This is a genomic window from Flavobacterium enshiense DK69, assembly GCF_000498495.1.
GTDB lineage: Bacteria > Bacteroidota > Bacteroidia > Flavobacteriales > Flavobacteriaceae > Flavobacterium > Flavobacterium enshiense.
In genome coordinates, this window is the sequence record NZ_AVCS01000005.1 from 1 (window position 1) to 12,248 (window position 12,248).

Annotated in this window: 8 protein-coding genes; 1 reads left to right on the forward strand and 7 read right to left on the reverse strand. The window is 42.1% G+C overall.

What is annotated here, in order from left to right:
* Nucleotides 1-577, reverse strand: a 577-nt coding sequence (locus FEDK69T_RS02530; protein WP_035656293.1) for a PorP/SprF family type IX secretion system membrane protein, incomplete at its 3' end; no start/stop codon positions are given.
* Between the two features lie 67 nt (nucleotides 578-644).
* The gene (locus tag FEDK69T_RS02535) at nucleotides 645-7,997 is read right to left on the reverse strand and encodes a choice-of-anchor J domain-containing protein (RefSeq protein WP_023572573.1); all 7,353 of its coding nucleotides are present in this window, start codon (nucleotides 7,995-7,997) and stop codon (nucleotides 645-647) included.
* Between the two features lie 191 nt (nucleotides 7,998-8,188).
* On the opposite strand from FEDK69T_RS02535, the gene hflX reads away from it, so the two are divergent.
* Nucleotides 8,189-9,418: a GTPase HflX gene (gene hflX, locus FEDK69T_RS02540; RefSeq protein ID WP_023572574.1), complete on the forward strand. Its 1,230-nt coding sequence runs from the start codon at nucleotides 8,189-8,191 to the stop codon at nucleotides 9,416-9,418.
* 38 nt (nucleotides 9,419-9,456) lie between these two features.
* On the opposite strand, the gene FEDK69T_RS02545 is transcribed toward hflX, so the two are convergent.
* From FEDK69T_RS02545 to FEDK69T_RS02565, 5 genes are all read right to left on the reverse strand, one after another.
* The gene (locus tag FEDK69T_RS02545) at nucleotides 9,457-10,329 is read right to left on the reverse strand and encodes a DUF3078 domain-containing protein (protein WP_023572575.1); all 873 of its coding nucleotides are present in this window, start codon (nucleotides 10,327-10,329) and stop codon (nucleotides 9,457-9,459) included.
* 77 nt (nucleotides 10,330-10,406) lie between these two features.
* The gene (locus tag FEDK69T_RS02550) at nucleotides 10,407-10,910 is read right to left on the reverse strand and encodes a DUF2480 family protein (RefSeq protein WP_035630681.1); all 504 of its coding nucleotides are present in this window, start codon (nucleotides 10,908-10,910) and stop codon (nucleotides 10,407-10,409) included.
* Between the two features lie 69 nt (nucleotides 10,911-10,979).
* Nucleotides 10,980-11,303: an SUF system Fe-S cluster assembly protein gene (locus FEDK69T_RS02555; protein ID WP_023572577.1), complete on the reverse strand. Its 324-nt coding sequence runs from the start codon at nucleotides 11,301-11,303 to the stop codon at nucleotides 10,980-10,982.
* A 39-nt stretch (nucleotides 11,304-11,342) separates the two neighbouring features.
* The gene (locus FEDK69T_RS02560) at nucleotides 11,343-11,762 is read right to left on the reverse strand and encodes a SufE family protein (RefSeq protein WP_023572578.1); all 420 of its coding nucleotides are present in this window, start codon (nucleotides 11,760-11,762) and stop codon (nucleotides 11,343-11,345) included.
* A gap of 1 nt (nucleotide 11,763) precedes the next feature.
* Nucleotides 11,764-12,246, reverse strand: coding sequence for a hypothetical protein (locus tag FEDK69T_RS02565; protein ID WP_023572579.1), 483 nt, complete (start codon nucleotides 12,244-12,246; stop codon nucleotides 11,764-11,766).
* Nucleotides 12,247-12,248: the final 2 nt, after the last annotated feature.

The following is a 12,248-nucleotide window of genomic DNA, read 5'->3' on the forward strand; positions in this document are numbered from 1 at the left end:
CCGACCCGAACTCCCTGCCGTCAAAGTCAAGGTGTTTCGATTTAAGCATGTTCGGAACCGAAGCACCGATGTAGTATTTATCCGTGTAGAAAAACAATCCCGCACCGATGTTGAAAAACGTATTGTTCGTATTCTCCGCAAACGCAGGGTCACTATCATCAGGAACGTGGCCGTTTCCGATATCATCGTACAAGCCAACCTTATGCATAGTAGCACCCGTTTTCATACCGAAGGCCAATTTGTGTACCTCGCCCAAATTAAGCGTGTACGAGAAATCCCCGTAAAAGTTGGTCTCCTCAACAGGGCCGATCTTATCGTTGATTACAGACAAACCCAAACCAACGTTCTTGCCAACGGGGCTGTGACCGAAAAATGTTCCCGTAGTTGGCGCATCCTCAATGTCTACCCATTGTTTTCTATATAATAATCCCATCGATAGCGCATCCTTGGATCCCGCATAGGCCGGGTTCACAACGCTCAGATTGTACATATACTGAGTGTAGTGAGGATCCTGCTGGGCCTGAACTTCTAATAAGCCTGCTAAGGCTACTAAAACGGTCAAATAAATTTTCTTCATATTCTATTGTTTACCTTTTAGAAAACACTGCCCCCGGTTAAGGGAGCAGTGATCTTGTTCATCTCTTTTATTGCTCTCTGTTGATATATACCCATCCTGTACGAGTCTGACCATTAGTCGTATCAATTACATAATAATACGTTCCGTCCGGCAACTCCTGACCCGCGTCAGACTGACCGTGCCATTGTTTGGTATAACCGGCTCCGTAAGTATAGGCTGCAACTCCGTAACGGTTGAAGATAGACAGTTTGGCGATATTTAAACTAGATAAATCGAATTCATCATTAGCACCATCATTATTTGGAGAAATACCTTTTGGAATCTCACAACCTGAATCCTGTAAATCTATTGATTCAGCCGAAGAAATACATCCAGTCAACACATCTTTAACAGTAATCGTATAGATTGCTTCATTTAAGCCTGCGAAAACAGGATTAGACTGATATGCACCTCCGTTTAATGAATACTCATAATCAGCACCAAGCGGAGAATCCACTTTAATACTACCTTTACCATCAAAACAAACTGGTTGACTAACTACAGCTAACTCAGGCGTATTTGGTATATCAGCAGCAATAATTTCTATCGGAGACTGTGAAGTACATCCAGCCGCTATATCACGAACAAAAACAGTATGCATTCCTATGGCTAATCCGGTGAAAACAGTTCCACTTTGGAAAGCCGAAGCATCAACACTATATTCATAACCTGCGCCTAAAGGAGCAATAATTTCAATAGATGCCGTAGGAACATCACAAGTTGGCTGAACCGTAATATTTATTGACGGAGCAGAAGGCATTGCCGGAGCAGGATCAATTACTACAACCGTCGCAGAAGATACACAACCAGTAGTAATGTCACGTACTGTAACATTGTAACTTCCGGATACTAATCCGTTAAACGTAGCTCCAGGCTGATAAGTTGTTCCATTTACGCTATACTCGTAATTAGACCCCTGAGGAGCTGACACCTCGATTGTACCCGTTGACACAGCACAAGTCGGTTGAACTGTAGCCGTAGCAGTTGGTACTGCAGGACTAGCAGGAATTGGATTCACAACAAGGGATATTGCGCTAGAAATACATCCTGAAGCAGTATCACGAACAGACACATTATAATTACCTGGCGTAAGTCCGGCGAAAGTAGTCGCTGACTGATACGTAGTTCCATCTAAAGAATATTCCAGTGTTGCACCTGTAGGAGCTGTTACAACGATTGTACCGGTTGTAGTGACACAAGACGGTTGTACAGTAACGCTGGCCGTTGGGGCTGCAGGAGCACCCGGAGCCGGATTCACAGTTACTGGCGTAACAGTAGAAACACATCCGCTAGTGACATCACGCACGACAACATTATATGATCCTGGCAATAAATTCAAGAATGTAACACCTGATTGGAAGGTAGTTCCGTCAATGCTATATTCATAATTTGCACCAACCGGATCGGAAACTGTTACACTTCCTGTAGGTACAGCACAAGTCGTTGGCGAAGTAGCTGTTGCAGTCGGTGCAGTTGGTGCAGTTGGTGTCGAATTGACAGTAGCAACAATAGCAGTCGAAGTACATCCTGAAGCAGTATCACGTATTACAACGTTATAGCTGTTCGGCGCCAAATCACTAAATACATTTGTTGGAAGATACGTTAAACCTCCATCAATACTATATTCATACGAAGCACCTGTTGGTAAGACCGTAATTGTTCCCGTTGGTGTTGTACAAGTAGGCTGTACCACAGTAGGCGCAGCAGCAGGCAATGCATTTATTGTTACTGTAGTCGAGAATCTTGTACCACTACAACCTGTAGATGCAGGGAAATAGTACCATACCGTATATGTACCCGGAACACTTCCTGAAGGAGTAATAGCTCCGGTCATTGCATTGATATTCAATCCTACCGGTTCAACTGTAAAATTACCTCCAGGTGTTCCCGTAACTGTAATATCTTGCGTTCCTGCTAAACTTTTACAGAAAGTCGGAGCAGCATAACTAATCGTTGCAGTCGGTGGCGCCACGATACTGATTACAAAAGAATAAGTTTTCACACCACATGATGCAGTCGGCGCAAGTGTATTATTAATAACATAATTACCCGCTGGTGTTGCTGCTAAATCAATTTCCCCTGTTGCCGTATTAGCAAAAACAACAGCATTGTTAGGGCTTGAGAATGTTCCTGCCACTGAACCTTGTGCAATCGTTGCAACCGGGTTAGCACTGCTGCCTTTACAGTAAGTTGTCGGTGAATAGCTGAAATTCGCATCCTGACAACAGAATGTTGACCCCGCACCCGGAGTACCAGCATTTATTTGATTGAAATTGATAATACCAGTTTCATCTGCATAGTTGGTAATCAAGATAACATAGAATTCACCTGCCTGTGCATTCGGAATATTGAATTGCTCAGTTGACTCAGCACTATAACTACACCCATGATCTTGCGGATTATTAGCAGATGGATTCGTGTTTACTGGCGCTATAAATGGAATACCAGCTGCGCATCCTGCAGTACTGCTTGTAAATGGTCCCCAAGCTGCATAATCAACATCAAGATCTGGTGTTGGGCTTCCTGGAGAAGATTGTGTCAATAAGAAATTAATTGGACCTGAAGTTCCAACCTGAATAACAAAATATCTAGGGTTTGGAGATGTAGATAAACATCCGATCGCACCTAAATCAGTTACTCCTGTAGTACTTCCATAGTTATTCGAAGCACATGCTGTTGAAGCATTACTACAAGTTGAAGGTGTTGAAATACATAAGTTAAATGTTGTAGTCTGAGGTGTAGCCTCATTAGAATATACACGTACGTAATACGTCTGACCCACAGTCAATCCATTAAGTGTGCCTGTAAGTTCATCAGCAGCACTACAGAACATCTGTGTTAAACCATTACATGTTCCTGAATATACAGCAAAATTTAAGTTGTCCGTTGAGCCTGCTACATTTTGCAGTGAAACATTCAAATAAGAATTTGTCGCAATAAACTGGTACCAAACATCGTCATCAGGCGTACCAACGCACGGAGCAATTGGTGTTCCAGCTGATCCTGTTGCCAATGAAAGCGTACCCATAACGGTTTGATCACAAACTCCACCACCGTTTACCGGAACAAATGTTGCAGTAGCACATTCATCATTTGCAGGCGCTGTTGTGAAATTATGACCAACAGACCAGATACTGATTTCAGTTGGCGAACATATAGCACTTACATAAAAAGTATACTGAGTACTTGAATTTAATCCAGTAATCAAGGCCGGGTTTGAGTTTACAATTGTTCCAGAAGTTCCCGGAGTTGGTGCCGGCGAACCTAATGGAAGCACTAAAACCTGCCATTGTGTTGCTGTTCCATTTTCAGCCCAACCCAATAATGCGGATGTAGAACTGATTTGTGTTGCTGTTGGAAGAGACGGTCTAGAACAAGCTGGTCGTGGTGCACACGTTACATTTGCTGTCCATCCCGGTTCTGTTCCAAAACCGTCTGATCTGAATTTGAATGTCAAACAACCATCAGGGCTAGTAGACGTAATTTGCCCTGGGCCCGTTGTTCCCCAATAACCTCCAGACAATCCTCCCGGTACATTTCCAGCACCGTTTGTACTGGCAATTTGCGGCGCATTAATTGAGTTTCCGTCAAAAACATAAAGAGCATCCCAATTAGCTTCTGTATCAAAAGAAGTGAATGTAACCGTAACAACATCCCCTGGAGTTGTTGGACAAATTGTCCAAGTTAGATTCGAACTGTTTGCATAATCCGATGAAGGGCCACCTCCATCTGTGAAAGTTCCGCCACAAACTGGTGGCGTTATCTGTGTAGTTGCTGTCACCGGACCTCTCACCTCACTTGCGTCGGCTGAAGAACAAATTCCTCTTACATAAAAATCATAACATGTTGAACCAATTAAACCGGTTAAAGTAAAAGGATTCGTTGGTGCCGGAACCCAACCTGCTGTAGCTGCAGTAGGTCTTGGCGAACCACATGGAAGCGCTATTACTTCCCAAGCTGTAGCATTCCCGCCAGTCCAGGCTAAATTCACAGAATTATTTGTAATTCCTGACTGAGTAATACTTACAGGTTCTATACAAGTTGGAGTTGGTGCACATGTTACGTTGGCAACCCACCCCGGTCTAGTTCCACCAGAGTCAGAACGGAAACGGAACGTTAAAGATCCATCTGCGGCAGAAGACCTGAAAGGGCCTGGGATTGTAGTCCCCCAAAAAGCTCCTGGTAAAGTAAGTGGTCCGCTTCCGGCACCATTCGTACTCGGAATCTGAGGAGCTGCTGTTGAATTTCCATTGTAAACATACAATCCATCCCAGTTAGCTTCTGTATCAAAAGATGTAAACGTTACCGTAACAACATCCCCTGGAGTTGTCGGATAAATTGTCCAAGTTAGATCTGAACTGTTTGCATAATCTGCGTTAGATCCACCTGCATCGGTAAAAACACCTCCACATTGCGGTGGTGTCATAAGCGTAGTTGCTGACACAGGTCCTGTAACAGAACTCGAATCTGTTGGTGTACAAACACCTCTTACATAAAAATCATAACATGTTGAACCATTTAAACCTGTTAAAGTAAAAGGATTCGTTGGTGCCGGAACCCATCCTGCAGTAGCTGCAGTAGGTCGTGGCGAACCACAAGGCACGGCGATTACTTCCCAAGCTGTAGCATTTCCTCCAGTCCAAGCTAAGTTAACTGAGTTATGAGTAATTCCAGACTGAGTAATACTTAAAGGTTCTACACAAGTTGGAGGTAGTGCGCATGTTACGTTGGCAACCCACCCCGGTCTAGTTGTACCAGAATCAGAGCGGAATCGGAACGTTAAAGATCCATCTGCAGCAGAAGATCTGAAAGGGCCTGGGATTGTAGTTCCCCAAAAAGCTCCCGGCAAAGTAAGTGGTCCGTTCCCTGCACCATTCGTACTCGGAATCTGAGGTGCTGCTGTTGAATTTCCATTGTAAACATACAGTCCATCCCAATTTGCCTCAGTATTAAAAAATGAGAAAGTTACAGTAACAACATCCCCTGGCGTTGCCGGATAAATCGTCCATGTTAAATCTGAATTGTTAGCATAATCTGTGTTTGATCCGCCCGCATCAACAAATGTTCCTCCACAAACCGGTGGTGCAACCAACGTTGTAAATGATATTGGCTCAGACCAAACGCTTGGTCCATCAGCTCCACAATTCGCCAAAACGTAAACATTATAAGTGGTAGAACCTAAAAGTCCTGTTGCTGCATAAGGTGGAGGTGTTGTTACCGTAGTACCTTGTGTTGGCGAAGTAGGTGCCGGTAAACTTGCCGGCTGTACTACAACCTGCCAAGTAGTTTCTGTTCCTCCCGGAGTCCAGTTAATGGAAGCCGAGTTAGGTGTAATTCCTGATGCTACAATATCCATCGGTTGAGGACATGGCGGAATATCTTCAACAATTACCTGATCGATATATATTCTTGATCCGTTAGCTCCAGGAGCCACGTGCCATCCGATATTCACGTTACCTGTAATTGTCGGCGGTATATTAACAATCTTCTCAACATACGTTACGTTGCTGTAACTGGCCTGAGGAAGAATTATAGTTGTAAAGTTCGCAGGAATCGGACCTGTCGTTGAAACTCTAATTTCAAAATTACATGGTGAGGTCGCAGATCCAACTCTGTATCTGTATCGCAGACGTTGGTTTCCGTTCAAAATTAATTGCGGAGACATTAACCAGTCATCATTGGTTGAAGCACTAGAAACGATACTAGCCGCCTGATCTCCTTCATGCGGATTAGTAGTATAATCCATATTCCACGCATTGGCATCCCCATTAACATTGGCTACTGCCCAACAAACTTGTGTTGAAGAATTCGAGTTAAACCCTTCTGTAAAAGGAATTGCAATAGGCCCACATAGTGTTCTAAACGTATAAGGCCCTGACCAAATACTGAACTGACCGTTACCACAATCTGCTCTTACATAAAACTCATATTGTGTATTCTGTGATAAGCCTGATACTGAAACCGAACTTCCTGCTATATCAAGTCCGGCACCCGGCGGTAAACCGGTGCCTGCAGGCTGCACTACATATTGAAATGCGCTAAATGCACTAGTCCAAGCAAGTGTCGCCGTGTTCTGAGCAATAGCCGTCGTCGTTAAAGCAGTTGGTTGCGCACAGAAAATTTGTTGTATATTTAATGTGTACGGTATGATCTGAGGAGATCCAGTTGAAGAAATAACTAAATAATAGGTAGTTCCTGCCGTAACAGTGAAATTCGGAATATTCCTGATCCCGGCAGCTGCATTTGCAGACCCGGCCAAACAAGTTGTTCCTACTGTATTACAATTGGCATAAACAAAAATACCTGAATTAGTTCCTGTTGTTGTCATCGATATGTCAACAGCACCTGTAAAAGAAGGTGTAAAAGCATAGAAAACATCGTTTCCGTTTAAATAGTTACCTGTGATTCCACAAGAAGATCCCGGACTTCCCTCTACCACGTCTCCATATACTCCTGTATTACTTGTATGTGCATACGGCAATGTAGTAACAGCAATTGGAGCGGCACAAGTTTGTCCATACGGAATTGTATTAAAATAATATGGCCCGACCCAAACACTTGTATTGCCGCCACCACAATTCGATCTTACATAATATTTGTATTGCGTACCTTCTGTAAGTCCAGTATACGTAACGGGGTTTGTAACTCCGGTTGCAGTAGGGACTCCTGTTTGAGTTCCTGCACTAAGCACCATTTCAATATCCCAAGAGGTTGCCGGACCTGTACTTGTCCAGCCCAGTTGCGCAGTTGTTAAAGTAATTGCCGATGCAGTTAAGTTTGATGGACTAGCACATTGCTGTGTAATATTCACATCATCGATCAACCATCGGTCTCCAGAAACTCCAGTAACAGTTGGTGTGTGAGACTTTACGAATGCTACATAAACACTTTGTCCAGCATAGGCACTCAGGTTCTTCACAATTTCACCATACGCACTGTAGTCAGCAGCACCCCCGGCTATCATTTCGGTTTCCAGTTGAGTCTCCGTCCACTCTTGGAACGGCACAAAGGTTGTTCGATCAGATTGTGAAGTTGTGGATACGCGCACTTGATACACCGTTCCATTGTCCCCCGGAAGGGTCATTTTGGTCCAGAAACGCAACTGTCCGTTCGCAGGAACAGCCACCAGAGGCGTAACCAACCAATCTTCAGCAGTCTGTCCGGCCGTAACTGCCTCCCTGTTAATGTAGGCATGCCACGTACCACCATGAGCCGGCTGATACGGTGAGGTACTAGTTCCCACCCAGCTCTGCACTGTACCTACATTGTTGTCCATAACCTTCCATGTTGCCGGTATCCCCGACTCAAATCCTTCCGGAAGTTGAGCAAAACCGAGGAGTGAAATTAGCAACATGAAAATCACAATAGTAATTTTTTTCATAACTAATATTTGGTTTGTTGTAGTTTAATGGCCAAATGTAGAAAAAAATAACTATTTTATAACACACTGCCCTAAAAATCACAAAAATACATTTGTTTGTTCCGATTTTATTTATCTAACATTCCGGCTCATTTTTGTAAAATAGGTTGTTATTGCATTAATTACTTATTTTTGCAGTTCAATTCAGAAATATGCTAGAAAAAGTAACACATAACTTCGAGAAAACAGTTATTGTAGGGATTGTCACACAGCAACAAAATGAAGACAAACTCAACGAATACCTGGACGAATTGGAGTTCCTAACGTTTACTGCCGGAGGAGAGGTCGTAAAACGATTTTCTCAGAAGATGGACAAACCCAATCCGAAAACTTTTGTGGGGACGGGAAAAATAGAAGACATTAACACATATATCAAAGAAAATGAGGTCTCAACCGTTATTTTTGACGACGAACTTACTCCTGCACAACAGAAGAACATAACCAAAATTCTAGATTGCAAAGTACTGGACCGAACCAACCTCATCCTTGACATATTTGCGCAACGGGCAGAAACGTCTTACGCACGAACCCAGGTAGAATTAGCTCAGTGTCAATATTTGTTGCCCCGACTTTCCGGAATGTGGACGCACTTGGAACGCCAACGAGGAGGTATCGGTATGCGTGGTCCCGGGGAAACCGAGATAGAAACTGACCGTCGAATTGTTCGTGACCGTATTGCCTTGCTGAAAGACAAAATAAAAACCATCGACAAACAAATGTCGATACAAAGAAGCAACCGCGGCGCTATGGTGCGAGTGGCTTTAGTTGGCTACACCAATGTGGGCAAATCCACTTTGATGAATGCGATAGGGAAAAGCGATGTTTTTGTGGAAAACAAATTGTTCGCAACCTTAGACACAACCGTTAGAAAAGTGGTTATCAAAAACCTGCCTTTTCTATTGTCTGATACCGTTGGATTCATACGTAAATTACCTACTCAGCTGGTAGAATCATTCAAAAGCACCTTGGACGAAGTGCGTGAAGCCGATTTATTGCTACACGTGGTAGATATTTCACATGCCGACTTTGAGGATCATATCGCCTCGGTAAACCAGATTTTACAGGATATCAAAAGCTCCGACAAACCAACCATCATGGTTTTCAACAAAATTGACTCCTTTAAGCACCTGACTATTGCAGAGGACGATCTGATAACCGAAAAAACAACCAAACACTACACTCTTGAGGAATGGAAAAACACTTGGATGTCGAAAGTTGGTGAAAAACATGCGTTGTTCATATCGGCCAAGAAAAAAGAGAATTTCGAAGAGTTTCGTGAAAAAGTATATGAAGCAGTGCGAGAAATTCACATCACCCGTTTCCCGTACAACAAATTCCTTTATCCTGACTACAAGGATGCTATTGAAAAGGAAGACGAATAAAAAAAATCCCATCAACTATCTGATGGGATTTTTATTTCTTAAAAACCAAAGTTTACGGCTAGACCAAAAACCTGGCGGGTCTGAAATCCTCGAAAAGCATTATCATCGTAAATGGTTTGAAATGCAAAATTGGTTGTCAGGTACTTATTAATTTTCATAACAACATTCATTTGGTAATCCAGATCCACATTCTGCGGATCTTCAAGATAATTAGAGTATAAACTCACGATGTTTTCAATTGAAACATTGGCCATGATAATCAACTTATAATATCCAGCAGCGTAAGCACCTAATTCGTATCGCATGCTTTCCCCTTCTTTTACGCCAAAATAAGCTTCGTTGGGCAAAGTGTGACCGCTATCAACAAAAGTAAGCTTAGAAGTAAGCGGAGATATATTAAACCTCATATTGTCATTCTTTTTCCAAAGCATTCCGGGTCCGAACGTAAGGTATCCCGGAGAAAGGAAATCGGAGTATTCGGTTCTGATTTCAGTACCGTTGGCATCTTTATCATAGATGTACCCAATGGTAAATTGTGTCTTGAAGTTGGCAAAGAAAGAATACGACCAATAACCTTTTGCTTTTTTTCCTAAAATAGAGTATACTTCAAGACGGTCATCGGTTTTCTTTTCGAAGGCGGAATTAGCTGTTTTTACCAATCCGTAGGCAGCAATTATCTTATTATCCCAGGTCCAATCATCCTTTTTATAATTAAAATCGTAGTTGACACCCAGATTTCCAGCAAAACTGTCTTCACCTCCGGAAACCCAATGATTAAAACTGGACTGGTTGAAAAGCAGGGAAGCATTGCCTTTTGTTTTCCAATGCTTGAGGGTATCCGGAACAATTTCCTGGGCAGAACTGCTTACTATCCCTATAAAAAATAACAAAAGCGTAATCCTTTTTTTCATAACCAGTACTTTTTGCTATTACTAAAATAGCAAAAATCCTGCAAAATTCAGAAAAAAAGTACGTTTCGCTAATTACTTTATTTTTTCTTGTAAAGCGGAACAGATGAACAGGCTTCTCCAAACATGATGCTTTTTACAAACGGCATCAATTTTTGGACAGCCAATACATATACTTCCTGAGGAACAGGCTTTTTGGAACATCCTTTCAGAATTAAGGGTTTTCCCCGAAAAGGGGCATAATCCAAAGAATCAAGTGTTTCCTGATATACAGCCAGCAATAATTCTTTCTTGGTTCCGTTAACAACTTTTAAAGTATGCGGCTGTAAAAAAACAGCAATAAGGGAATAAGCCCAAGCGGGCAGAATAGCATCCTGAGAACAATACAACGCGACATACACATCTTTATATTGAGCCCAATCGTGGTTTTTCAGCTGGTCGCGAAACTCGGTTTCCTTTAGGATAAAACCGCCAAAGAGCCATTGTGAAATATCCATTTCTACAATCGGTTGCATCGGAAAATAATCCTCCAGATCAAAAACCTCTAGTGCGCTGTTAGCGACTCTGTTTACAATTTCGTCCATACTTTCAGTTGCAGTTTGCAGTCGCAGCACAGAAAAAACCGAACACTGAGACTGCAACCTGTTTACTAATTATAGCATTCCTAATTCCAATTTAGCTTCTTCGCTCATTAAATCTTTGCTCCAAGGCGGATCAAAGGTAATTTCCACCTCGCATGATTTTACAGCATCGATGGATTTAATTTTTTCTTCAACCTCCATTGGCAATGTTTCAGCCACCGGGCAGTTTGGCGAGGTTAAGGTCATCAGGATTTTCACTTCGTTATCTTCATTGATCATTACATCGTAAATCAATCCTAATTCGTAAATATCCACAGGGATTTCAGGGTCGTAAATGCCTTTTAATACTTTTACAACATCCTCTCCTAAATTGATTGTATCGTTATATTCTTCCATCTTTATCTCATTGCGAATTCGCAAAGCAATTTCTGTTAATTAATTCTTAGCCTGAAAGGCCAAAGCATACATTTTAATTTGTTTTATCATCGACACCAGTCCGTTGGCACGTGTAGGCGACAAATGTTCTTTTAATCCGATTTCGTCGATAAAATCCGTATCAGCTTCCAAAATCGATTTCGGCGACTGATTCGAAAAGGCACGCACTAAAATAGCGATGATTCCTTTGGTGATGATCGCATCACTATCAGCCGTAAATATGATATTACCGTTTTTTTCTTCGGCGTGAACCCACACTTTAGACTGGCAGCCTTTTATGGTATTCTCATCCGTCTTGAATTGTTCATCAATCAACGGAAGATCTTTTCCTAAGTCAATGACATATTGAAAACGTTCATCCCAATCATCAAACATGGAGAACTCGTCAATAATCTCATTCTGTATTTCCTTAATAGTCATTTTATTGTTTATTTTCGGCCAGAGTAACTATTTTATTCACTAATTTTTCAATTTCTACAGGCGGATAACCATGATCGAAACCTTTTGTTTCATATCGGTTACTGTCCACAAGAAATGTGATGTTGGCATGTGCCGCTCCATCGTAAAAACGTTTTTCCGTTGGCCATTTTAAATCATTCACGGTTTGTAGATTCACTGCTTTTGCAAGTTTCTCTATTTCTTTCCAGTCGGTATCACTTACCGGAGTTGCAGGCAGTGACATTTTATTTTCATCCCTGTTTCTTGAGATGTACAATTTATGATTCTCAGCTCTTACGAAAAGAAAAAAACCTCTTGAATTCGCTGTGTATTCGATAACCGGCATTACATTTTGCTGATCCGTTGTTTTCATTTCAGTTGCATTCGATTGTTCGGCAGCTTTTTTTTGACAGTTGCAGCTTGCGATAGTCAGTGACAGGGCCGCTAAAAGAGTAATTCCTTTCATAA

What these genes read in the sequence shown, in the direction of transcription:
- FEDK69T_RS02535 (WP_023572573.1), bottom strand. Translation starts at nt 7,997, where the DNA reads ATGAAAAAAATTACTATTGTGATTTTCATGTTGCTAATTTCACTCCTC.
- FEDK69T_RS02545 (WP_023572575.1), bottom strand. Translation starts at nt 10,329, where the DNA reads ATGAAAAAAAGGATTACGCTTTTGTTATTTTTTATAGGGATAGTAAGC.
- hflX (WP_023572574.1), top strand. Translation starts at nt 8,189, where the DNA reads ATGCTAGAAAAAGTAACACATAACTTCGAGAAAACAGTTATTGTAGGG.
- FEDK69T_RS02550 (WP_035630681.1), bottom strand. Translation starts at nt 10,910, where the DNA reads ATGGACGAAATTGTAAACAGAGTCGCTAACAGCGCACTAGAGGTTTTT.
- FEDK69T_RS02565 (WP_023572579.1), bottom strand. Translation starts at nt 12,246, where the DNA reads ATGAAAGGAATTACTCTTTTAGCGGCCCTGTCACTGACTATCGCAAGC.
- FEDK69T_RS02560 (WP_023572578.1), bottom strand. Translation starts at nt 11,762, where the DNA reads ATGACTATTAAGGAAATACAGAATGAGATTATTGACGAGTTCTCCATG.
- FEDK69T_RS02555 (WP_023572577.1), bottom strand. Translation starts at nt 11,303, where the DNA reads ATGGAAGAATATAACGATACAATCAATTTAGGAGAGGATGTTGTAAAA.